Raw genomic sequence first — 21,156 nt, 5'->3', positions numbered from 1 at the left:
ACAGGAGACGACTGATGACATCAGCGATCGACACCAAGCTGGAAGAGCTTGGCATCACACTCCCCGAGGCGGCAGCCGCCGCTGGCAACTACGTGCCGTATGTTGTTGTGGGTGACATGGTCTATATCTCTGGCCAGCTGCCAACGGGGCCGGACGGTCTTATCAAGGGAAAGCTGGGCGACGATACTGACGTTGATGCGGGCGCGGAAGCAGCCAAGTATTGCGCCATAGCCCTGCTAAGCCAGTTGAAAGCCGCTTGCGACGGTGATCTTTCGCGGGTCGCGCGTGTGGTCAAGCTGGGAGGTTTCGTAAACTCCACACCCGACTTTGGTGACCAGCCGAAGGTGATCAACGGCGCGTCTGACCTGATGGTCGCCGTGTTTGGTGATGCGGGTCGCCATGCCCGCGCGGCTGTCAGCGCCGCCAGCCTGCCATTTGGTGTGGCCGTTGAAATCGAAGGCACGTTCCAGATTAAATGAAACTTGATCCTGCTTTCACCGACAAACCTATCACCCATCGCGGACTGCATGATCGCGATGATGGCCGCCCTGAAAACAGCATGGCGGCGTTTGAAGCCGCGATCGAGCATGGCTACGGGATCGAGATGGACCTGCAACTGTCAGCGGACAGTCAGGCCATGGTGTTCCACGACTACGATCTTGGCCGTTTGACCGATCAGAAAGGCCCCGTTGCCCAACTGACGTCGGACGAGCTTGAGATGATCACGCTGACGGGCGGGGATAGCGATGCGCATATCCCGAAACTTGAAGACGTACTGGCCTTGGTTGCGGGTCAGGTGCCACTTTTGATCGAATTGAAAGATCAGGACGGCGGCATGGGGCCGAACATCGGCAGGCTGGAACAGGCGACCATCGCAGCACTGGAAAGCTATGACGGGCCTGTGGCCTTGATGTCGTTCAACCCGCATGTCGTGGCCAAACTGCAAGAGATTGCGCCAAATATCCCTCGCGGGTTGATCACGGCGGCGTTCAATCCCGATGGCTGGGCTTATCTGCCCGAAAAGACACGCAGCCGTCTGCGCGACATTCCCGATTACGACGCGACTGGCGCCTGCTTTATCAGCCACGACAAAAGCGATCTGGACCGTCCCCGCGTGCACGAGTTGAAAGCACAAGGCGCTACGATCCTGTGCTGGACGATCAAAAGCGCCGAACAGGAACGCAAGGCCCGCAAAGTGGTCGATAACGTGACTTTCGAAGGCTATCTTGCTTGACCTGATGCAAGTCACAGCCAGTTAACATCCCATGACGGATACCATTGAAATCAACGTGCATCCCGACCTGTCAGGGATCGCGCAAACCGATTGGGATGCTTGCGCCTGCCCCGAGGGGGCGGACGGACGACCCATCGATCCGTTCACAACCTACCGGTTTTTGCGCGCGCTTGAGACGTCGGGGTCTGTCGGACCCGGGACCGGCTGGCAGCCACGGTATCTGACCGCGCATCAAGACGGGCAAATGATTGCCGTCGCCCCGCTTTATGCCAAGGGGCATTCTCAGGGCGAATATATCTTTGATCACAACTGGGCGCACGCCTATGAAAACGCGGGCGGGCGCTATTACCCAAAGCTGCAAATGGCCGTGCCGTTTACCCCCGCCACTGGCCGCCGTTTTCTGACACGCGCCGGCTTTGAGATGGCTGGCATGTCCGCCATCATGCAGGGCGCGGTGCAAATCGCCGCCGACAACGATCTGTCATCGCTGCACGTTACGTTCTGCACCGAGGCCGAGGCGATTGCCGGTGCTGAAATGGGGCTACTGTCGCGGATCGGGCAGCAGTTTCACTGGGTGAACGACGCCTATGAGGATTTTGGCGGTTTTCTGGCGCAGCTTGCCAGCCGCAAACGCAAGAACATTCGCCGCGAACGCGCGCAGGCGCAAAACTTTGGCGGCGAGATCGTCAGCCTGACAGGGGACGCGATCCAACCCGAACATTGGGATGCCTTCTGGCGGTTCTATCAGGATACGGGCAACCGCAAATGGGGCACGCCCTATCTGACCCGCGCCTTTTTTGATGCCGCACAGGAATGCCTGCGCGACGATATGCTGCTGGTGCTGGCCATGCGTGACGGTCACGCGGTGGCTGGTGCGCTCAATATGATCGGGCGCGATACGCTTTATGGTCGCTATTGGGGCTGCACCGAACACCATCCCTGCCTGCATTTCGAACTGTGCTATTATCAGGCCATCGACTTTGCCATCGCAAACGGCATGAGCCGCGTCGAGGCAGGCGCGCAGGGTGAACACAAACTTGCCCGCGGCTATCTGCCTGTTGCCACACATTCGTTGCACTGGTTCCGCGACCAAGGCTTCAAGGATGCCGTGGCCCGCTATCTTGAGGCCGAACGCGAGGCGGTGGACGAAGAAATAGAAATTCTGACGACCTACGGCCCCTTCCGAAACGAACCCCGAGAGGAACAGCAATGACCGGCAAACTGACAGACGACGTGCGCGCAATCGACCTTCCACCGCTGCTGGAAAGCGGCTGGCAAGCGACGCCCGACCGCGACGCGATCACCAAGACATTCAACTTTGGGAACTTTGTCGAAGCCTTCGGGTTCATGACCAAGGCAGCGATCTGGGCCGAGAAATACAACCACCATCCCGAATGGTCCAATGTCTACAAGACGGTCAACGTGACCTTGACCACACATGACGTAGATGGCCTAAGCCCGCTGGACATCAAACTTGCAAATAAGCTCGATGAATTGGGCAAAGGATAATATGGAAGACCTACTGAATACCGAAATTTTGAATGGCCAGACGCTTGGCGATTTTCTGACACTTGATTTTCTGGCCGGGATTCTTGGGTCGGTGCTGTCCGCCATCCTGATCCTGATCGTGGGTTATATGATTGCCGGATGGGTGCGCCGCCGGATCGTGGGCCTTAGCGACCGGTATGAACATCTCGATAACACGCTGTTCAATTTTCTGGGCAATATCGCCAAATACATCATTGTCGGCTTTGCCGTCTTGTTTGTTCTCAATACCTTTGGCGTGCAGACAACGTCTGTGGTGGCGATTATCGGTGCCGCAGGTTTGGCCATCGGTCTGGCGTTGCAAGGCACGCTGTCGAACGTCGCTGCCGGTGTGATGCTGATCTTCTTTCGTCCGATCAAACAGGGCGATTTCGTTGAGGTGAACGGCCAGATGGGCACGGTGAAAGACATTTCGCTGAACTTCACCGAACTGGCCAGCCTGAGCAACGTGCAGATCATCATCCCCAACTCTGAAGTGTGGGGCAACACGATCACCAACTATTCCATCTACAACACCCGCCGCGCGGAGTGGACGTTTGGTGTGGGCTACGGCGTTGATCTTTATCAGGCCGAAAGGATCATCCGTGACACGATCACATCGGACGAACGCGCCCATGTTGAGCCGGAGCCGTTTGTTCAGGTGAATAACCTTGGCGGCAGCTCTGTCGATTTTCTGGTGCGGGTCTGGTGTGACAGCGATGTGTTTTTCCAATTTCAGGCCGACATGAAACGCAAGGTGAAAGAGGCGCTTGATGATGGCGGGATCAACATCCCGTTCCCCACGCGGACCATCATTCAGGAATAAACCGACTGCATTTCGCAAACAAAAAACGGCGGATCATCACGATCCGCCGTTTTTCGTCTTGTCGCGTTGGAAAAGACTACATCGCATCCAGCAGGGTTTCACCCGCGGAAATCTCGCACTCACCGGGGCTGCCTTCTTCGTTCAGCACAGTCACCGTTCCATTGTCCACCAGCATGGAATACCGCTTGGACCGCCCGATCAAACCGGCTGGCGGTGCAGTGAAGTCCATACCGATTGCCTTTGTAAACGCGCCATCCGCATCGCCCAACAGCGTGATACCAGCCTTGTCAGCGCCCGTGGCCTTGCCCCAAGCATCCATCACAAACGGGTCGTTGACGGAGACACAGATAATCTCGTCCACGCCGTTGGCCTCAAAATCATCCTTAGTGCGGATAAAGCTGGGCAGATGCGCCGTGGTGCAAACGCCGGTATAGGCGCCTGGCAGGCCAAAGATCACGACCTTGCGGTCTTTCAGTTTGTCGGCCAGCGATACCGCCTCTGGCCCGTTTTCGCCCAGTTGCAGTAATGATGCGTCGGGCAGCGTCGCGCCTTTTGAAATAGTCATGTGTGTTGTGTCCCCGTGTTGGATTGCGTCTGTCGTTGTGTCGCATATAGGGTCGCGATGCGAAATGGACCAGCAAACAGGACAAATTCACCATGCAGCATGTGGTCGTGATCGGTGCAGGACAGGCGGGCGCGTCGCTTGTCGCCAAGCTGCGCAGCGAAGGGTTTGACGGTGCAATCACGCTGATCGGCGGTGAGAGCGTGCCACCTTATCAACGCCCGCCCCTTTCCAAGGCGTATCTGTTGGGCGACATGGCAGAGGACCGGCTTTATCTGCGCCCTGCCGCGTTTTACGCCGACCAGAACATTGCGCTGCGACTAGGCACCCGTGTTAAGGCTGTTGATACAGTCACGCGCACCGTGACTTTGGATACGGATGAGGCGATCACCTACGACGCACTTGCCCTGACCACAGGTTCACAACCCAACCGCCTGCCTACCAGCATTGGCGGGGACCTTGCGAATGTCTTTACCGTCCGCGATTTGCAGGATGCGGATGCGATGGCCCCGCATTTCGCTGCGGGCAAACGCGCGTTGATTATTGGTGGCGGCTACATCGGGCTTGAGGCGGCGGCTGTCGCGGCAAAGCGCGGCGTGCAGGTGACGCTTGTTGAAATGGCAGATCGTATTTTGCAGCGCGTCGCGGCCCCTGAAACCTCCGACTATTTCCGCGCGCTGCATTCCGCACACGGCGTCGATATCCGCGAAGGCGTTGGGCTGAAGGCGCTGACGGGTGATGGGTCTGTGACAGGCGCGGAACTGACGGATGGCACTACGCTTGATCTGGATTTTGCGATTGTTGGCGTGGGGATCACGCCGGATATGGCGCTGGCAGAAAGCGCAGGTGTTACGTTGGACAACGGGATTGCAACTGACGCCCACGGGCGCACCTCCGACCCGCATATCTGGGCAGCAGGCGATTGCGCATCGCTGGTGTTCAAAGGCCAGCGGATCAGGCTGGAAAGCGTTGGCAACGCGATTGATCAGGCCGAGGTGGTGGCGCAGAACATCATGGGCAAGGATTTGGATTACGTGCCAAAGCCATGGTTCTGGTCGGACCAATACGACTGCAAATTGCAGATCGCGGGGCTGAACATGGGCTATGACAGCGTGATTGTCCGCAAAGGCGACGCGGACGGCGTGCAATCGCATTGGTATTACGCAGGCGACGAACTGCTGGCCGTGGACGCGATGAACGACCCGCGCAACTACATGATCGGCAAGCGCCTGATCGAGGCGGGGCGTTCACCCGACAAAGCGGCGATTGCGGACCCCGCCACCGACATGAAAGCGCTGCTCAAGGCATGAGGATTATCGCAGGCACCCATCGCGGCACAGCGCTTGCGGCTGTGGGCAAAGGCGATGCCGCGGCCCACCTGCGCCCCACGTCGGACCGCGTGCGCGAAAGCCTGTTCAACGTGCTGGGCGGCGGGCGCTATGGCGATCCGGTGAGAGACGCCCGCGTGCTGGATCTTTGCGCAGGCACAGGCGCGCTGGGGCTTGAGGCGCTGTCACGTGGGGCATCGCATGTGACGTTCGTGGATAGCGGGCGCGCGGCCTTGGGATTGATCCGCGCCAACATCAAAAAGTTGCGCCGCGAAAGTGACTGCACCGTCATCAACACCGATGTCACCCGCCTGCCGGAAGCGCCTGCGCCTTGCGGCCTGATCTTTCTTGATCCGCCCTACTGCAAGGGCATCGGGACAAAGGCGCTCGCAGCGGCCAGCGTCGCGGGCTGGATTGCGCCGGATGCCCTGATCGTCTGGGAAGAAAGCACCGCACAAGTCGCCCCGCCCGGATTTCAAGCACACGACCAACGCCGCTATGGCGATACGTGGATCACATTGATGAGCGCCGTATGACCCCCTGCCCGATCCCTGCCCCGCCCAAGCTGGTGATTTTCGATTGCGACGGTGTTCTGGTCGATAGTGAACCTGTCACCGACGGAGTAATTGCCCGCAATCTGGCCCGCCACGGCATGACCATTTCCGAAGAGCGGGTTCACGCGCTGTTTGTCGGCGGCACGATGCAAGGGGTGATGGACACCGTCCGCGCACAAGGCACGCCGCTGCCGAATACGTGGCTGGACGAAATCTACAGCGAGATGTTTGCAGCGCTTGCGAAAGGCGTGCCGGTCTATGACGGCGTTATGGCTTTGCTTGACGGGTTGGACCGTGCGGACATTCCCTTCGCCATCGCGTCAAACGGGCCGATGCGAAAAATGGAAACGACGCTGAAACCGTCGGGCCTTTGGGATCGCTTTGCCGGACGCATCTATTCGGGTCACGACTACACGCCCAAACCGTCGCCCGACATGCTTCACCATGCCTGTCAGGTGGCGGGTGTGGCGGTGCTGGACGCCGTGTTCATCGACGACAGCCCCACAGGATGTAAAGCAGCGCAAAACGCCGGCATGGGCTGTTTGGGCTTCAGGCCGGAAGGTGAGACAGACGTTCTGGCGGCCACCGGGGCCGCACCCGTCCGGTCGATGGACGCGGTCATGGATTTGCTGGCAATCGCGCGCTAGGCTGCCGCCATGTCAGACTGGCCCGATCATTTCTGTGCCGCTTGCGGTGCGCCGCAGAAGCCGTTCCCGCGTTATGCGTGGTTTCTTTGCCGTGATTGCACCCGCAGTGCCGTGGCGTGGGACGGGCGCAAGCTGGAGTTTTTCAACACCCACCCCAGCGGTGGATTTGGTTGGGCGTTTGAGGGCGACGATGTGTATTACGATCAGCACTATGGTGCGATTGCACTGGTCGCAAAGCGCCCCGCCCTGATCACAGAGGCCCGCTTTGGCGGGATCGTCGGGCAACCGTTACCAGACCTCATCCCGTTGGGTGCGCAATTCGATAAATACGTGGACCTGCGGCGCAGGCTTCAGTCGAAAGAGCCGCTGAAACCGGTGCCGCGCCGTCAGACCTGATAGGTCGGATGGAACATGCCGCCTGGCGACAGCGTAAAGATGTCCGCGCCATCGGGTCCGATCCCGATGGAGTGTTCAAACTGCGCTGACAGGGATTTGTCGCGTGTGACGGCAGTCCAATCATCAGCCAGCACTTTGGTTTCGGGGCGGCCAAGATTGATCATCGGCTCAATGGTAAAGAACATGCCCTCTTCCAGCATGGCCCCACTGCCCGCGCGCCCGTAGTGCAGGACATTCGGGGCCGCGTGAAACACACGCCCCAGCCCGTGACCGCAGAAGTCGCGCACAACCGACATACGGTTGCTTTCGGCATAGGTCTGGATCGCGTGGCCGATGTCACCGAAGGTATTGCCGGGCTTTGCCGCCTCGATCCCCTTCATCAGCGCGTCATGCGTGACCTGCATTAGACGCTCTGCCTTGCGGTTTGGCTTGCCCGCGACATACATGCGCGACGTATCACCGAACCAGCCATCCACGATGACCGTAACGTCGATGTTCAGGATGTCACCGTCTTTCAGCACCTTGTCACCGGGGATGCCGTGGCAGACCACGTGGTTCACCGAAATGCAGCTGGCGTGCTGATAGCCTTTGTAGCCAATGGTGGCAGACGTCGCGCCTGCGGCGTTGACCGCATCCGTGATCTTCTGGTCGATCACGCCTGTCGTTTGGCCGGGAAATACATCCACCGCGATTTCGTCGAGGATTTGCGCGGCCAATTGGCCGGCCTTACGCATGCCGTCAAAATCGGCGGGCTCATAAATGCGGATGCCATCTTTAGTCAGGCGACCTTGGTTGGTGCTCACGGCGCTGGTCCTTTTTCGTAACTTATTCGCCACATAGGCGATCTTGTCGCGCAAAACCAGTGCTCAGCCCTCCGCAAAGGGCAGAGGGTTTCGCGGGCGCACGCCCTGCGGACTGATCGCACAATCCATAACCATGACTTCCACACCTGCTGCGCGGGCATCCGCAAAAGCCCGCGCATATGTAGGATCAATATCAGAGGCCAAAGTCATCGCGGTGCAATCGGTGCGCTGGACAAGGTAAAGCATCACGGCGCGGTGCCCGGCGCGGACCATTTCGCTTAGCTCTGCCAGATGTTTGGCACCCCGCGCCGTCACGCTGTCGGGAAATTCAGCAAGGCCGTATTGGCGGGAGAGCGTGACGCTTTTCACCTCCAGATATGTATCCGGCCCCTGCCCCGAGAGCAGGAAATCAATGCGGGAGTTTTCGCCGTATTTCACCTCTGGCCGGACCAGATCATAGTCAAGCGCCGCGACCTCATGCGCCATCAGTGCAGCCTTCAGCGCGCGGTTCGGCACCGCAGTATCCACCCCCGTGAAATGCCCATTCTCATGATCCACCAACCGCCAGCCGTATTTCAGCTTTTTCTTGGGATCGTCGTTAGGTTCCAGCCAGATTTTTGTTCCTTCATCCGCCAGCCCCATCATCGATCCGGGGTTCGCGCAATGGGCTGTCACCTCCCGCCCGTCGTCCAGCCGCACATCGGCCAGAAACCGTTTGTAGCGACGGATCAGGCGGGCGGGGATAAGGGGCGTGGCAAAGTCCATGGGCCGCTCTATAACAACCCTAACCCCAGCGGAGTAGCCCATATGTCAGACGCCAAAAACCCCACCGCCGCGATGCTTGTGATCGGTGACGAAATCCTGTCGGGGCGCACACGTGACGGCAATACGCATTACCTTGCGGGGCAGTTGACCGAAGCGGGTATTGATCTGGAAGAGGTGCGCGTGGTGTCGGACAAACACGACGCGATCGTGGGCGCGGTCAAAGCGCTCTCTGCCGCCTATGACTACGTTTTCACCAGCGGCGGCATCGGCCCCACGCATGATGATATTACCGCCGATTGCATCGCTGCGGCCTTTGATGACCACATCGATATCCGCGATGATGCCCGTGCGCTGTTGCAGGCGCACTACGACAAATCGGGGCAGGAATTGAACGCCGCCCGCCTGCGCATGGCCCGCATCCCCGACCGCGCCAGCCTGATCGACAATCCGGTTAGCACGGCACCGGGGTTCAAGCTGGAAAATGTGCATGTGATGGCGGGTGTGCCATCGGTGTTTCAGGCCATGGTCGCATCTGTGTTGCCAACGTTGACGGGCGGTGCGCCTTTGCTGTCCCGCTCGCTGAAAGTCGTGCGCGGCGAAGGCGACATCGCTGGGCCGTTGGCCGACTTTGCCCAAGGTCACGCGGACTTGTCGGTGGGCAGCTATCCGTTCCAGAAAGACGGCGTTTACGGCGCGAATATCGTGGTGCGCGGCACCAATGCGGCGCGGTTGGATGATGCAATGAAAACGCTTGCCGCGATATTTGCATGATCTTACCGCCCGCCTCTGTCGTCTTTGACGTCATCGCGGCCACATGGCCTGCCGCGCAGACAACGCAGGTCGGCCCGTGGACAATCCGTGAAGGGCGCGGCGGCGGTAGCCGTGTCAGTGCTGCATCAACAACGCGCGCCGTAGCCGAGACGGACCTGAAAGGGGCCGAAGAGGCGATGGTCAAACTCGGCCAACCCAAACTCTTCTCTGTCCGCAGCGATCAGACCGATCTCGATAAGTTGCTCGCCGCCCAAGGCTACATCACGCGCGATGCCTCGGTCCTTTACGCAGCACCCACCGCGCAAATCGCCACCGAGCGCCCACCCCCCGTCACCAGTTTTGAGGTCTGGCCACCACTGCAAGTGCAGCGCGATGTCTGGGCCGAAGGCGGTATCGGTGAAGACCGCATCGCAGTGATGGAGCGCGCGCCGCATCCCAAAACTACGCTTTTGGGGCGCGTCAATGACCGCCCCGCTGGCACAGCATTTGTTGGTATCGCGCACGGTTGTGCGATGATCCACGCGCTTGAGGTGGCGACCCATGCCCGCCGTCATGGCCACGCGCGGCACCTGACCCGCGCTGCTGCATTCTGGGCGGCAAAACATGGCGCGGATTACCTCACGCTGGTCACCACGCAAGCGAATGTCGCGGCCAACGCGCTCTATACTTCACTTGGGATGCAGGTTGTGGGACAGTATCACTACCGCATCAAAGAGGATGACTGACGTGACCGACCGCCCCACCGCCCTTGATCTGCCAATGGTCGATCCGCTCCCTGCCGATACGCAAAAATACTTCGATATCTGTCAGGATAGACTGGGCATGGTGCCCAATGTCCTGCAAGCCTATGCGTTCGACATCGATAAATTGAACGCCTTCACGGCGATGTATAACGACATCATGCTGGGGCCATCAGGGCTGTCCAAACTGGAGCGCGAGATGATCGCGGTCGTCGTGTCCTCCATCAACAAATGTTTTTACTGCCTTACCGCCCACGGGGCCGCCGTTCGCGCGCTGTCGGGTGATCCGATGCTGGGCGAGATGCTGGTGATGAACTGGCGCGTGGCCGATCTGGATACACGTCAGACCGCGATGCTGACCTTCGCCGAAAACATCACAATCGCCAGCGCGAAAACGACCGAAGCCGACCGCGATGCGCTGCGGCAGGTCGGGTTCAGCGACCGCGACATCTGGGATATTGCGTCGCTTGTCGGGTTCTACAACATGACCAACCGCGTGGCGTCGGCGACGGATATGCGCCCCAACGACGGTTACCATAGTCAGGCCAGATGATCCGACACGGGGCTGTCTTGCTGGCGTATTTGTATGCCGGATCTGCCGCCGCGCAGGATATCCGCCTGCCCGGGAATGCCGTGGAACAGGCGAGTGAAATCGCGTCTCCCGATAGTCACGTGATCGCAACCGGACCGTGGGATCAGCGCCTGCCACACATGATGATCGAAGGCACCGTGTCGCAGACCGTTTGGCGTATTCCCGGTGCGGGGCTTACGACGCTTCAAGTCATCCGCCCGCTTGAGGCGCAGATCAAGGACGCGGGATACGAGGTGGTTTACGCCTGCGATACGGCGGCGTGTGGTGGTTTTGATTTCCGGTTTGCGATCCCTGTTCTACCGCCGCCTGCCATGCAGGTCGATCTGGGTGATTTTCGGTATCTTTCTGCCCAACGGATCACGGATGACGGTCTTTTTGGATTAAGCGTGCTGGTCAGCGGTACGGCGCAAGCGGCTTTTGTGCAGATCACGCAGGTCAACCCTGAACAGGCCGCAGCACCGCGTATCGCGAGCGAAGGGCAAAGCATGCGCCCCGTGTCGGAACCTGTTGCGACAGGCACGCCGCCGGAAAGCCTGACCGCATCGCTTGACCAGATCGGGCGGGCGGTGCTGGATGACCTGACCTTTGCAACGGGCGCCGCGCAGCTGACCGATGCACCCTCGCGCAGTCTCAGAGAGCTTGCTGATTATCTGCTGGCCCAACCTGATCTGACGGTAGCACTGGTCGGTCATACAGATGCGTCTGGATCGCTTGATGCCAATATCGCCCTGTCCAAGCGGCGGGCGGGTGCTGTGCTGGACCGGCTTGCCACGCAATACAATGTCCCGCGTCGCCAGCTTGAGGCCGAGGGCATGGGTTATCTGTCGCCGGTCGCCAATAACCGCAGCGAAGCGGGCCGCGAGGCGAACCGCAGGGTCGAGGTGATCATCACGTCGACCCAATAGGAAGCGCGACTAGGCCGCCATTTCATCTTCATCCCACGCCATCATGCGCGCGCGTCCGGCTTGTTTGGCCGCATACAGCGCCTCGTCCGCGCGGATCAGCAGTCGGTCGAGCGACACATCTGGTGACACAGCGGCTGCACCAACCGATAGTGTAATGCTCAGATAAGGATGCTCCGCCCCGCCGCTAAACGGGATGGGCCGCACCATGCGTTCCCCGATCGCCCGCCCCTGTGCAAGCGTGACCCCAGCAATCAAGACGGCAAATTCTTCACCCCCGATACGGCCAGCCACATCATCGGGTCGCAGGTTCCATTTCAGATGGCGGGCAATCGCCTCAAGACACATATCACCCACAGCATGACCGTAGGTATCATTCACATCCTTAAAGTGGTCCGCATCCAGCAACAGCAGCACGCCGCGCTGTTGTGCGGACAATCTGCGGCTGGCCAGTTCCAGAAATGTGCGACGGTTGTTCAGCCCGGTCAAACCGTCCTTGCGCGACCGCAGCGACAGGTCGCGCAAGATGCCCAGCTGGTGATCCGTGATAACAAAAAACCCGATCACAAACGGACCACCCGCGAACAGCGCGTGTAAGACAATCATTCCGAACGGCCAGCCAGTTTGGATCAGGACCCAGTGGAAAAGGATGTTCATCAGGACAATCAGGATCAGCGTCACGCACATACCGGTCAGAATGTGGCGGCGTGTCTGCGGAGTCACGAAATTCAGATAGCGACGCATCACAGCCTTCCCTGCAGAGTTGCCCTATCCTTCGCGAAACTTCCTAAAAAATGATTGAGACAACAAAAAAGCGCAGCCAACGAGGGCTGCGCAAGTCAGGTGCCAGCCTTCAGGAAACGGCACCTTCGGGGGAAATTGTGGTAGCGTCTTACCAGACGTCGGGGCCCTTTTCGGCCAGCTCGTTCACCAAATAGTCGATGAAGGCGCGGACCTTGGGCTGGGTAAAGCGACCCGGCGGATAGACCGCATAGATGCCTTGGGTTTCAACCGGCAGATCGGGGATTGCCTCTTCCACAAGGCCGGCTTTCATGGCGTCAGCGTACAAAAAGCTGGGTAGATAAGCGATGCCAAGGCCACCGATGCAGGCATTCAGCAGGGATTGACCGTCGTTCACCGTAAGCCAACCAGCGGTGCGCACCTGACGCTTTTCACCTGATGGCGCTGTCAGCTTCCAAACGGCGGAGTTGGCTTGGTTGGAATAATGCAGCAGTTTGTGTTCATTCAGATCGTCGATCTTTTCAGGGCGACCGTATTGTTCGAAATAGCCGGGGCTGGCGATCATGCGCTTGGTTGTTTCAGTCAGCTTGCGGGCCCGCAGGGTGCTGTCTTCCAGCTCACCAATGCGGACGGCCATGTCAAAGCCTTCTGAGATCAGTTCAACGTAACGGTTGTTCAGCACCATGTTGACGGTAATGTCGGGGAATTCGCCCAGAAAATCGCCAAGGATCGGGGAGAGGTGGTTCACGCCAAAATCGGTGGCAACCGAGATCCGCAACAGGCCGGAGGGGGCCGATTGCATGGATGTGACCAGCGCGTCAGCCTCGCCTGCATCGTTCAGAACGCGGCGGGCGCGGTCATAATAGGCAAGACCAATTTCGGTCGGACTGACACGGCGGGTTGTGCGGTTCAACAGACGGGCGCCCAGTCGCGCCTCAAGCGATGACACGTGCTTGGAGACAGCGGATTTGGAGATCCCCATCTTCTTGGCCGCGTCGGTAAAACCGCCTTGATCCACCACGGTGGCAAAGGCTTCCATTTCAGTCAGGCGATCCATTCGCGTTCCTCAACAATACTGCTCTCGTTGGGGCACTGTCTGGCGGTCAAATCGGACACGAATGGGGCAAGCGCCTGACAATTGCAGGGTAATGCAGCGGGTTGTTGAAGGCACGGAAACAGCGGGCACCATGTCAATGGCGTTATTATAGAGGAAACTCGCCCGATTGCGCCGTAGTAGTTAACGCTTCATTAACGCCAGCTTGGCCGCCATGCGCTTCCATCCAAGCCGAGACCGCACAGGCCGACTTGGCATAGATCTCGAAATCGGGCGGCTCTATCGCTTGTGACCAGTCTCGCCATGTAACGGGCAGGTTATCATAGCTGTTTGCGCAGACGGCGTCACCGCCCGGTGGCGGCAGAAAACGGGAATCCTGACTGATGATTACCGCTAACCCTTCGTTGAACCACGTCAGCACTCCTCCGGTGCTGGTTGCATACAGTCCAGCGATCTGCGTCACCGCGATATGGCTGAATTCGTGGGTCAAGATCGTTTCGTTCGCCCCGTCAGGACTGACTTAGATGAACTGCGCCCCGTAGCCGGCCGCCAACCGGCCGGTGTTGTCAACCTCTGTGTGACATGGCTCTGTCAGACAAACGATCACATCGGGCAATACCAAGTCGGACAGATCAAAGCGATCTTCCACCAACATTTTGGCCGCCGCCAGATCAGATCGCAGCTGCGCGATCTGCGCGGGCGTGGCGGCGGGATCGACGTAGAGCCGGTCTGCCACCTTCCCTAGACCATAGCACGATGGGCAAAGACCGGCCTTGATCGTTGGCGGCAAGATCGCAGCACATCCGGCAAGAGCGCCAAGCAAGGCCAGTGCCAGCACATATCGTTTACGCATCGGGAGCCTCCCTTTCGATAGAAATGGGGAGGCCCGTAGCTTTTTGCAATCCGCTTAAAGCGTCGCGGCCAGCCGTGTGCCTTGATCAATCGCGCGCTTGGCGTCCAGTTCGGCAGCCACATCCGCACCACCGATCACATGAGGGGTGCGCCCCTTTGCAATCAGGTCGTCGGCCAGTGACCGTTCGGGCACCTGACCCGCGCAGAGGATCACGTTGTCCACGGCGATCAGCGTTGGATTTTCGCGCGCCTCGCCAAATGACACGTGCAGACCGTCAGCGTCGATCCGTTCGTAGTTCACGCCGCCTTTCATCTGCACATTCTTCATCTGAAGGCCCGCGCGATGTATCCAGCCTGTTGTTTTGCCCAAACCCTTGCCCAGTTTTTGCGCCTTGCGCTGGAGCAGCGTGACCTCGCGCACAGGCGCGTCGGGCTGCGGGCCTTCGGGGGCGAGACCAGAGCGATGCTCCTCAGGGTCAGCGACGCCCCATTCCTCAAGCCAAGCCTGCAAGTCCTCGGTCGGGCTATCGTCCGTCACAAGGAATTCGGCCACGTCAAAACCGATGCCGCCAGCGCCGATAATCGCGACCTTCTTGCCGACCTCGGCCTTACCGCGCAGCACGTCTATATAAGAGAGAACATTGTCACCGTCCTGACCAGGGATCGCCGGATCGCGAGGGGACACACCGGTTGCGATGATGACCTCATCAAAGCTCGCGAGATTTTCTGCATCCGCGACCTCGCCCAGACGCAGCGTGATGCCAGCATCAGCAACGGCGGTGACGTAGTAATCCACCAGCCCCCAAAATTCTTCTTTGCCCGGCACCTGCTTGGCCATGTTCAACTGCCCGCCCAGCGCATCGGCCTTGTCAAAGATCGTGACGGTATGACCGCGCTCAGCGGCGGTGAGTGCGGCGGACAGGCCAGCAGGCCCTGCGCCGACAACGGCAATTGTTTTTGCCGTAGCAGCCTTCTCAACGACCAGCTCTGTCTCGTAGCACGCACGCGGGTTCACCAGACAGGACGACAGCTTGCCGCCAAAGGTGTGATCCAGACAGGCTTGGTTACAAGCGATACAGGGCGCGATCCGGTCGGCCTTGCCTGCCATTGCCTTGGCCACGAATTCGGGATCGGCAAGGAACGGGCGCGCCATGCTGACCATGTCGGCGCAGCCATCGACCAGCACATCCTCGCCCACCTGCGGGGTGTTGATGCGGTTGGAGGTGATGACGGGAATGCCCACCTCGCCCATCAGTTTCTTGGTCACCCACGTAAAGGCGCGGCGTGGGACGGAGGTGGCAATCGTCGGGATGCGCGCCTCGTGCCAGCCGATGCCTGTGTTCAGGATTGTGGCGCCTGCCGCTTCAATTGCTTTGGCAAGCTGCACGACTTCAGCCCAAGTGGACCCGTTTGGCACAAGGTCGATCATGGACAGGCGGTAGATCACGATGAAATCGGTGCCGACAGCCTCGCGGACGCGGCGGACTACTTCGACGGGCAGACGCATGCGGTTCTCATACGACCCGCCCCAGTCGTCCTCGCGCTTGTTCGTGTGGGTGACAAGGAACTGGTTGAGGAAATACCCCTCGGACCCCATCACCTCGACCCCGTCATAGCCTGCTTCTTTCGCACGCACCGCAGCGGTGACCATATCGGCGATCTGCTTTTCGATCCCTTCCGCGTCTAGTTCCTTGGGCCGGAACGGCGAGATCGGGGATTTCACGGCAGAAGCCGAGACACATTCAGGCGAATAGGCATAGCGACCCGCGTGCAAAATCTGCATCGCGATCTTGCCGCCAGCGTCATGCACGCGGTCAGTGACGATCTTGTGGTTGGCAATATCCTGATCGTTAAACAGGCCAGCCGCCCCCGGAAACACGCCGCCCTCTTTATTGGGCGCCATGCCACCCGTCACCATCAACGCGACACCGCCGCGTGCGCGGGTGGCGTAAAACTCGGCCACGCGGTTCCAGTCTTTCGTTTCCTCAAGCCCCGTGTGCATCGACCCCATCAGCACGCGGTTCTTCAGCGTAGTAAAGCCCAGATCAAGCGGGGCAAGCAGGTGCGGGTAAGTGGACATGGGGCAGGTCTCCGACAATACGTTTGCGCCAGACTGCCGCAAGTTGACGCGCACGTCACCATGAACGCGGCGTCAGGCTTTGGCACCATCGCTGGCTGTTATCAGGATAGGACCATCAACGCGCCGCTTTGTCACGAAGAGCATCCCCGCCCGCAACTTTACCGTTGCTTTCACACCCAGAGCCGCCTTTGCTTGCCCCAACTCTCAGGGGAGCATCACCATGACCGCTCGCAATCTTTACCTTGGACCGCTGACTGATAGCCGCCGTTGGGACAGGATCGCCATCCGCCCCGACGATGTGATCGTGGTGACGCCGCCCAAATGCGGGACCACTTGGATGCAAACCATTGTCGCGCTTTTGCTATCGGGTGATCCGCAGGTCGACACGGAACTGTCCATCAAAATGCCGTGGATCGATATCCGCCTGCGCGAGATTGACGATGTGGCCGCGCGGGTCGAGGCCATGACCCACAGACGCAGCATGAAAAGTCACACACCGATGGACGGGCTGCCCATTGACGATAGTGCGCATTATTTCTGCGTGTTCCGTCACCCGCTGGATGCGCATTTTTCCTTTCGCAAACATCTTCGTAATTTACCGCTAAGATGGTTCGATCACTGGTTTCCCGAGGATGACCCTGACGGTGTGACCGTCCGCCGGTTTCTGGATGGCGGTGCAGAGGGGTTTGATACCGATGCGATGCCGCTTGCTCATATCATCCGGCACTATCAAGCCGCCAGCGCCTTGGCCGACAGGTCAAACGTGACGCTTTTCCACTACGCCGATATGACCCGCGATTTGCGTGGCACTTTCGTAAAGGTCGCCAAGCTGATGGGTATTAAGCATTCACCGGATACTATGGACAGCCTCGTCCAAGCCGCGACGTTTGATAATATGCGCGCCCACGCAGACCGCTTTGCGCCAGCGGGTGGTAAGGGCTTTATGAAATCCGACACGGCGTTTTTCGACAGTGGCACCAGCGGCAAATGGGTCGGGCAGCTTACCGATGCCGAAATCGCGGCGTATGATCAGCAGATGGACGCGGCACTGTCACCGGATGACCGTGCATGGCTGGAATATGGCGCGTCGGGGTCAGACGCGGGTAGCGCGGCCTAGTCTTGCGCCGCGTCAGCGCTGTGCCGCCGGAACGCCCGCTTGAGCATATCAAGCTCTGCGCGCAGCAGGCTTACCTCGGCACGGATATCCTCGGCCAACCCGTCACCCGCCAGTAACGCAAAGCTGGCCAGCGTCTCGCCACTATCCTCGTGCAGGATCACGAAGGTCTGCACCCCATCGGCGACCAGTTCCGTTGGCACCGGCACCTGCACGACCCATGTGCCGTCTGTATCGCTGGGCGTCAGCGCAATGCCCGGCACGATGGTATCCTGATGGCGCACGGTCAGCACAGGCTCCGTCTTGCCACCGCCTGACAGCACACCTTCCCAGACCCCTGCGTGAAGGCGCGTTTTCGTCAGCGTCAATGCGGGTGTGGATTTTGTCATAGCTCGGCCCTTGGGTAGCGGCAGAAGGTCAAATCGCGCAGCGTGATCTGGTTCATCGCCGGTCCTTCAAAAATCAGGTCCAGCCACATGCGTTCGACACGCTGTTCGTTGATATCGGCATAGGCCAGATCAAACTCGACCATCAGATCTTCGCGATCGGTGGGGATTTCGACGGTCATCTGTTCGGTATTGGGGCCGTGTTTGATGTTCAGTCGCGCAAAAATCTCGATCCGCGATTCGACTGCCAGCAGCGCATTAAGCCGGATCACATGCCGCCGCGACACGCCAGCCGCAGCATCCAGCGGCAGATCAAGCACCAGCGACAGAAAACCGCCATCAAACCCCAGCACATCCATACGCAGGGCAAACGGGGCCAAGTCTTCTTCGCGCGTGTTGCGCAGTTGGCGCAGGGTAATTTCGCTGTTTTTACAGTCGTGGAAGATCGTGACTTCCTGCCCGAACTTCGCCTTCGTCTCGACCGCCGTGATGCCCGGTTCGGCCAAGGGGCCGCGCCATGTATTGGGTCGCCAGCTCCAATGGGTGCCGGGCGGGCGCGGGAATGCGTTGGACCCGACACGCGGCAAGGCAAGCCTGCTGTCGGCCACGTGGATCACCTCGTTCAGGCGCCCCCGCAACTGGCGTGCATTCTGGCGCTGTGTGCGCAGTGTCTCAAGCTCGGCCATGGGCGCAGATTTCGCCGCCGCGGTCCAACGGGACAGCGCGCGACTGTGAAACAGCCTGTCCAACAGTTTGGAGCTTTGCTTGGCCAAGACGTGCCTTTGGGTTGTATTACACCGGATCGAACAGTTTCGACCGTCACCTAACTGCCAAACTGTTCACAAAAAGGAAACAACTAACCCGCATCATCCGCGACGACGACCACCGCCGATGCGTCATTTGCAGCACGGATCGCGCCCAGCGCCTGCCCCAGCAAAGCATTGCCTGCGCCATCAAACAGCGGCGCACCGGCAAGGCCGCGCACGGTGACGGTCACAAGCCGCCCGTTCACATCCACAAACCCGCGCCACTGGGTTGGCTGGAAACCGGCGATGGTGTCAGGGGCAGTATCGGCAAAGGTCACGCTGACCCGCCCGTCGCGGCTGGTCGCACTTTTCACGTCAACTGTCGCGGCATCACCTGCACGGCTTAGCACCGCCTGTCCCGCATCCGTCTCCAGAAAGGCAGCAAAGGTCGCCTCGTTGCCTGCGACTGCTGCGGTATCAGCAGCGCCCGCTTGCACCGTAATCACGGCGTTGACGCTGGGTCTCTCGGGGCCACCCGCGATCAGATCACACCCTGCCATCACAGCAAATCCCGCGCGGGCATTGCTGGCGGCGGGCGATACGCAATACCCGTCTGGTCCGGTGACAATCACGTCACCACCCAAAAGCTGGAGGACCGGCAAGGGGGCCGATGTGAAGCCCGGAAAGCTAAACCCGCTTCCCGCACAGCCCGACAGCGCCATCGAGGACAGCGCCGCCAGAAATGTCAGCCGCATCCGCAACCTAGAGGTCCATGTAGACGTGGCGTTCTTCTTTAGCGCCGGGATGGGTCACGGCCCCTAGTCGGGTTGACCCGACAAGCTGGGCGTATTTCCACAACGCGCCCGATGCGTAAATCGTGGGCTTCATGCCGGTCCAAGCGTCCTTGCGCGCGGCCATGTCCTCGTCATCGATATCAACGCTGATGGTGCCATTGACCGCATCCAGCGTGATGATGTCGCCATTCTTGATCATCGCGATCGGTCCGCCGTGTGCGGCCTCTGGCCCGACGTGGCCCACGCAGAAGCCGCGCGTCGCCCCCGAGAAGCGGCCATCTGTGATCAGTGCCACCTTCTTGCCCATGCCCTGACCGGACAGCGCGGCAGTGGTCGCCAGCATCTCGCGCATCCCCGGACCGCCTGCGGGGCCTTCGTTGCGGATGACGATGACTTCGCCTTCTTCGTATTCACGGGCCTTCACGGCCGCAAATGCGTCTTCCTCACATTCAAAGACGCGAGCGGGGCCTTGGAAATACTGTTCTTGCGTGGCCATACCCGCGACCTTCACAATCGCGCCTTCTGGGGCAAGATTACCCTTAAGGCCCACAACACCGCCGGTTTTCGTCAGCGGGCTGTCGATGTGATAGATCACCTTGTCGTCGGGCTGCCCTTTGATGCGATCCATCTCTTCGCCAACGGTACGACCGGATGCGGTGATACATTCGTCATGGATCAGACCTGCCTTGTGCAGTTCCTTCATCACAACAGGCACGCCGCCTGCCTCGTAAAGGTCTTTGGCCACATACTGACCACCGGGTTTCAGATCGACGAAGTAAGGCGTGTCTTTGAAAATCTCGCAAACATCGGACAGGTCAAAGTCGATGCCAGCCTCATGCGCGATGGCAGGCAGGTGCAGACCGGCGTTGGTCGAGCCGCCGGTGCAGGCCACGATGCGGGCCGCGTTCTCAAGCGACTTGCGGGTGACAATATCGCGCGCACGGATGTTCTTGGCGATGAGGTTCATCACCGCCTCGCCGGAGGCCACGCCATACTGGTCACGGCTTTCATAAGGCGCAGGCGCACCGGATGAGTTGAAGAGCGCAAGGCCAATCGCCTCGGACACACAAGCCATGGTGTTGGCGGTAAACTGACCACCGCAAGCACCGGCAGAGGGGCAAGCCACCCGCTCAAGAATTTCAAGCGCACCGTCGGACAAATCACCCGCCTGATGGCGGCCGACGGCCTCGAACATATCCTGCACTGTCAGGTCACGGCTGGCAAAGTCCGCTGGCACGTCAGCGCCCGTTGGCACCTTACCCGGCAGGATCGAACCGCCATACATAAAGACAGAGGGCGTGTTCAGCCGCACCATCGCCATCATCATACCCGGCAGGGATTTGTCGCACCCTGCCAGACCCACAATCGCGTCATAGCAGTGGCCGCGCATCGTCAGCTCCACGGTGTCGGCAATCGCCTCGCGCGATGCCAAAGAAGACCGCATGCCTTCGTGGCCCATCGCAATACCGTCGGTCACGGTGATGGTCGTAAATTCACGTGGTGTGCCAAGACCCTTTTTCACGCCCAGCTTTACCGACTGCGCCTGACGGTTGAGGGCGATGTTACAAGGTGCCGCCTCGTTCCAGCAGGTGGCCACACCAACCCATGGCTGGGCAATCGCCTCTTCGTCCAATCCCATGGCATAGAAATATGACCGGTGTGGCGCGCGCGCGGGCCCCTCGGTCACATGGCGGCTTGGCAGGTTGGATTTGTCAACTTTGGTCATGGGGTCAGTCCTCCCGAAA

Annotated in this window: 26 protein-coding genes; 14 read left to right on the top strand and 12 right to left on the bottom strand. The window is 59.7% G+C overall.

Features of this window, described 5'->3' with window-relative positions; genetic code table 11:
* Positions 1–14 precede the first annotated feature (14 nt).
* From V8J84_RS02600 to V8J84_RS02580, 5 genes are read left to right on the top strand one after another with little or no spacing between them, the layout of a single operon-like run.
* Positions 15–479 (top strand): RidA family protein, encoded by a 465-nt coding sequence (locus V8J84_RS02600; RefSeq protein ID WP_339928041.1) that lies wholly within the window; start codon positions 15–17, stop codon positions 477–479.
* Complete coding sequence (locus V8J84_RS02595; protein ID WP_339928040.1) at positions 476–1,234, top strand: glycerophosphodiester phosphodiesterase family protein; 759 nt, start codon at positions 476–478, stop codon at positions 1,232–1,234. Before V8J84_RS02600 ends, V8J84_RS02595 begins: the two co-directional genes overlap by 4 nt.
* Positions 1,235–1,265: 31 nt before the next feature.
* A complete protein-coding gene (locus tag V8J84_RS02590) occupies positions 1,266–2,447 on the top strand; it encodes a GNAT family N-acetyltransferase (RefSeq protein WP_339928039.1) in 1,182 nt (393 codons plus the stop codon).
* Positions 2,444–2,743, top strand: a complete 300-nt coding sequence (locus tag V8J84_RS02585; RefSeq protein WP_339928038.1) for a 4a-hydroxytetrahydrobiopterin dehydratase — start codon at positions 2,444–2,446, stop codon at positions 2,741–2,743. Before V8J84_RS02590 ends, V8J84_RS02585 begins: the two co-directional genes overlap by 4 nt.
* Position 2,744: 1 nt before the next feature.
* Positions 2,745–3,584 (top strand): mechanosensitive ion channel family protein, encoded by an 840-nt coding sequence (locus tag V8J84_RS02580; protein ID WP_339928037.1) that lies wholly within the window; start codon positions 2,745–2,747, stop codon positions 3,582–3,584.
* A gap of 76 nt (positions 3,585–3,660) precedes the next feature.
* Here the strand turns inward: V8J84_RS02580 and V8J84_RS02575 are convergent, their stop codons facing one another.
* Positions 3,661–4,149, bottom strand: coding sequence for a peroxiredoxin (locus V8J84_RS02575; RefSeq protein WP_339928036.1), 489 nt, complete (start codon positions 4,147–4,149; stop codon positions 3,661–3,663).
* A 92-nt stretch (positions 4,150–4,241) separates the two neighbouring features.
* On the opposite strand from V8J84_RS02575, the gene V8J84_RS02570 reads away from it, so the two are divergent.
* From V8J84_RS02570 to V8J84_RS02555, 4 genes are read left to right on the top strand one after another with little or no spacing between them, the layout of a single operon-like run.
* Positions 4,242–5,456 carry an NAD(P)/FAD-dependent oxidoreductase gene (locus V8J84_RS02570; protein ID WP_339928035.1) on the top strand — a complete coding sequence of 405 codons (1,215 nt, stop codon included), beginning with the start codon at positions 4,242–4,244 and terminating at the stop codon, positions 5,454–5,456.
* Complete coding sequence (rsmD, locus tag V8J84_RS02565) at positions 5,453–6,010, top strand: 16S rRNA (guanine(966)-N(2))-methyltransferase RsmD (RefSeq protein WP_339928034.1); 558 nt, start codon at positions 5,453–5,455, stop codon at positions 6,008–6,010. Before V8J84_RS02570 ends, rsmD begins: the two co-directional genes overlap by 4 nt.
* Entirely contained in the window at positions 5,983–6,675 is a 693-nt protein-coding gene (locus tag V8J84_RS02560; RefSeq protein WP_339928033.1) for an HAD family hydrolase, read from the top strand. Before rsmD ends, V8J84_RS02560 begins: the two co-directional genes overlap by 28 nt.
* A gap of 9 nt (positions 6,676–6,684) precedes the next feature.
* Positions 6,685–7,071 carry a hypothetical protein gene (locus V8J84_RS02555; protein ID WP_339928032.1) on the top strand — a complete coding sequence of 129 codons (387 nt, stop codon included), beginning with the start codon at positions 6,685–6,687 and terminating at the stop codon, positions 7,069–7,071.
* On the opposite strand, the gene map is transcribed toward V8J84_RS02555, so the two are convergent.
* A complete protein-coding gene (gene map / locus V8J84_RS02550) occupies positions 7,062–7,874 on the bottom strand; it encodes a type I methionyl aminopeptidase (RefSeq protein WP_339928031.1) in 813 nt (270 codons plus the stop codon). The genes V8J84_RS02555 and map overlap by 10 nt on opposite strands.
* A 63-nt stretch (positions 7,875–7,937) precedes the next feature.
* Positions 7,938–8,639, bottom strand: coding sequence for a DNA/RNA nuclease SfsA (gene sfsA / locus V8J84_RS02545; RefSeq protein WP_339928030.1), 702 nt, complete (start codon positions 8,637–8,639; stop codon positions 7,938–7,940).
* Positions 8,640–8,681: 42 nt separating this feature from the next.
* Here sfsA and V8J84_RS02540 point away from each other — a divergent pair, with 42 nt between their 5' ends.
* From V8J84_RS02540 to V8J84_RS02525, 4 genes are read left to right on the top strand one after another with little or no spacing between them, the layout of a single operon-like run.
* Entirely contained in the window at positions 8,682–9,410 is a 729-nt protein-coding gene (locus tag V8J84_RS02540) for a competence/damage-inducible protein A (protein WP_339928029.1), read from the top strand.
* Positions 9,407–10,135: a GNAT family N-acetyltransferase gene (locus tag V8J84_RS02535; RefSeq protein ID WP_339928028.1), complete on the top strand. Its 729-nt coding sequence runs from the start codon at positions 9,407–9,409 to the stop codon at positions 10,133–10,135. The genes V8J84_RS02540 and V8J84_RS02535 overlap by 4 nt, the downstream gene beginning before the upstream one ends.
* A complete protein-coding gene (locus V8J84_RS02530; protein WP_339928027.1) occupies positions 10,128–10,703 on the top strand; it encodes a peroxidase-related enzyme in 576 nt (191 codons plus the stop codon). The genes V8J84_RS02535 and V8J84_RS02530 overlap by 8 nt, the downstream gene beginning before the upstream one ends.
* Positions 10,700–11,647, top strand: a complete 948-nt coding sequence (locus V8J84_RS02525; RefSeq protein ID WP_339928026.1) for an OmpA family protein — start codon at positions 10,700–10,702, stop codon at positions 11,645–11,647. Before V8J84_RS02530 ends, V8J84_RS02525 begins: the two co-directional genes overlap by 4 nt.
* Positions 11,648–11,656: 9 nt before the next feature.
* Here V8J84_RS02525 and V8J84_RS02520 read toward each other — a convergent pair whose 3' ends face one another.
* From V8J84_RS02520 to V8J84_RS02500, 5 genes are all read right to left on the bottom strand, one after another.
* Positions 11,657–12,388: a GGDEF domain-containing protein gene (locus V8J84_RS02520; protein WP_339928025.1), complete on the bottom strand. Its 732-nt coding sequence runs from the start codon at positions 12,386–12,388 to the stop codon at positions 11,657–11,659.
* 148 nt (positions 12,389–12,536) lie between these two features.
* A complete protein-coding gene (locus V8J84_RS02515; RefSeq protein WP_339928024.1) occupies positions 12,537–13,442 on the bottom strand; it encodes a LysR family transcriptional regulator in 906 nt (301 codons plus the stop codon).
* Between the two features lie 145 nt (positions 13,443–13,587).
* The gene (locus tag V8J84_RS02510) at positions 13,588–13,929 is read right to left on the bottom strand and encodes a hypothetical protein (protein ID WP_339928023.1); all 342 of its coding nucleotides are present in this window, start codon (positions 13,927–13,929) and stop codon (positions 13,588–13,590) included.
* 30 nt (positions 13,930–13,959) lie between these two features.
* A complete protein-coding gene (locus V8J84_RS02505; protein WP_339928022.1) occupies positions 13,960–14,292 on the bottom strand; it encodes a hypothetical protein in 333 nt (110 codons plus the stop codon).
* A 54-nt stretch (positions 14,293–14,346) separates the two neighbouring features.
* Positions 14,347–16,371 (bottom strand): NADPH-dependent 2,4-dienoyl-CoA reductase, encoded by a 2,025-nt coding sequence (locus tag V8J84_RS02500; RefSeq protein WP_339928021.1) that lies wholly within the window; start codon positions 16,369–16,371, stop codon positions 14,347–14,349.
* Positions 16,372–16,591: 220 nt separating this feature from the next.
* Between V8J84_RS02500 and V8J84_RS02495 the strand changes: the two genes are divergently transcribed.
* Positions 16,592–17,488 carry a sulfotransferase domain-containing protein gene (locus V8J84_RS02495; protein ID WP_339928020.1) on the top strand — a complete coding sequence of 299 codons (897 nt, stop codon included), beginning with the start codon at positions 16,592–16,594 and terminating at the stop codon, positions 17,486–17,488.
* Here the strand turns inward: V8J84_RS02495 and V8J84_RS02490 are convergent.
* From V8J84_RS02490 to ilvD, 4 genes are all read right to left on the bottom strand, one after another.
* Entirely contained in the window at positions 17,485–17,874 is a 390-nt protein-coding gene (locus V8J84_RS02490) for a hypothetical protein (RefSeq protein ID WP_339928019.1), read from the bottom strand. The two genes, V8J84_RS02495 and V8J84_RS02490, sit on opposite strands and share 4 nt — an antisense overlap.
* Complete coding sequence (locus V8J84_RS02485; RefSeq protein ID WP_339928018.1) at positions 17,871–18,644, bottom strand: DUF6478 family protein; 774 nt, start codon at positions 18,642–18,644, stop codon at positions 17,871–17,873. Before V8J84_RS02485 ends, V8J84_RS02490 begins: the two co-directional genes overlap by 4 nt.
* Positions 18,645–18,727: 83 nt before the next feature.
* A complete protein-coding gene (locus tag V8J84_RS02480; RefSeq protein WP_339928017.1) occupies positions 18,728–19,372 on the bottom strand; it encodes a dihydroxy-acid dehydratase in 645 nt (214 codons plus the stop codon).
* A gap of 7 nt (positions 19,373–19,379) precedes the next feature.
* Positions 19,380–21,137 (bottom strand): dihydroxy-acid dehydratase, encoded by a 1,758-nt coding sequence (ilvD, locus tag V8J84_RS02475; protein WP_339928016.1) that lies wholly within the window; start codon positions 21,135–21,137, stop codon positions 19,380–19,382.
* Positions 21,138–21,156: the final 19 nt, after the last annotated feature.

This window comes from Yoonia sp. 208BN28-4, from assembly GCF_037543925.1.
In the GTDB taxonomy this organism is placed as follows: Bacteria; Pseudomonadota; Alphaproteobacteria; order Rhodobacterales; family Rhodobacteraceae; genus Yoonia.
The sequence above is the reverse complement of the archived record's forward strand: the minus strand, read 5'-3'. Positions and strand labels throughout refer to the sequence as shown.

Coding starts and splice junctions, on each gene's coding strand:
- V8J84_RS02570 (WP_339928035.1), top strand. CDS start 4,242: ATGCAGCATGTGGTCGTGATCGGTGCAGGACAGGCGGGCGCGTCGCTT.
- V8J84_RS02515 (WP_339928024.1), bottom strand. CDS start 13,442: ATGGATCGCCTGACTGAAATGGAAGCCTTTGCCACCGTGGTGGATCAA.
- V8J84_RS02585 (WP_339928038.1), top strand. CDS start 2,444: ATGACCGGCAAACTGACAGACGACGTGCGCGCAATCGACCTTCCACCG.
- V8J84_RS02600 (WP_339928041.1), top strand. CDS start 15: ATGACATCAGCGATCGACACCAAGCTGGAAGAGCTTGGCATCACACTC.
- V8J84_RS02575 (WP_339928036.1), bottom strand. CDS start 4,149: ATGACTATTTCAAAAGGCGCGACGCTGCCCGACGCATCATTACTGCAA.
- V8J84_RS02490 (WP_339928019.1), bottom strand. CDS start 17,874: ATGACAAAATCCACACCCGCATTGACGCTGACGAAAACGCGCCTTCAC.
- V8J84_RS02530 (WP_339928027.1), top strand. CDS start 10,128: ATGACTGACGTGACCGACCGCCCCACCGCCCTTGATCTGCCAATGGTC.
- V8J84_RS02520 (WP_339928025.1), bottom strand. CDS start 12,388: ATGCGTCGCTATCTGAATTTCGTGACTCCGCAGACACGCCGCCACATT.
- V8J84_RS02540 (WP_339928029.1), top strand. CDS start 8,682: ATGTCAGACGCCAAAAACCCCACCGCCGCGATGCTTGTGATCGGTGAC.
- ilvD (WP_339928016.1), bottom strand. CDS start 21,137: ATGACCAAAGTTGACAAATCCAACCTGCCAAGCCGCCATGTGACCGAG.
- V8J84_RS02500 (WP_339928021.1), bottom strand. CDS start 16,371: ATGTCCACTTACCCGCACCTGCTTGCCCCGCTTGATCTGGGCTTTACT.
- V8J84_RS02555 (WP_339928032.1), top strand. CDS start 6,685: ATGTCAGACTGGCCCGATCATTTCTGTGCCGCTTGCGGTGCGCCGCAG.
- V8J84_RS02480 (WP_339928017.1), bottom strand. CDS start 19,372: ATGCGGCTGACATTTCTGGCGGCGCTGTCCTCGATGGCGCTGTCGGGC.
- V8J84_RS02525 (WP_339928026.1), top strand. CDS start 10,700: ATGATCCGACACGGGGCTGTCTTGCTGGCGTATTTGTATGCCGGATCT.
- V8J84_RS02590 (WP_339928039.1), top strand. CDS start 1,266: ATGACGGATACCATTGAAATCAACGTGCATCCCGACCTGTCAGGGATC.
- V8J84_RS02580 (WP_339928037.1), top strand. CDS start 2,745: ATGGAAGACCTACTGAATACCGAAATTTTGAATGGCCAGACGCTTGGC.
- V8J84_RS02595 (WP_339928040.1), top strand. CDS start 476: ATGAAACTTGATCCTGCTTTCACCGACAAACCTATCACCCATCGCGGA.
- sfsA (WP_339928030.1), bottom strand. CDS start 8,639: ATGGACTTTGCCACGCCCCTTATCCCCGCCCGCCTGATCCGTCGCTAC.
- V8J84_RS02505 (WP_339928022.1), bottom strand. CDS start 14,292: ATGCGTAAACGATATGTGCTGGCACTGGCCTTGCTTGGCGCTCTTGCC.
- V8J84_RS02535 (WP_339928028.1), top strand. CDS start 9,407: ATGATCTTACCGCCCGCCTCTGTCGTCTTTGACGTCATCGCGGCCACA.
- rsmD (WP_339928034.1), top strand. CDS start 5,453: ATGAGGATTATCGCAGGCACCCATCGCGGCACAGCGCTTGCGGCTGTG.
- V8J84_RS02495 (WP_339928020.1), top strand. CDS start 16,592: ATGACCGCTCGCAATCTTTACCTTGGACCGCTGACTGATAGCCGCCGT.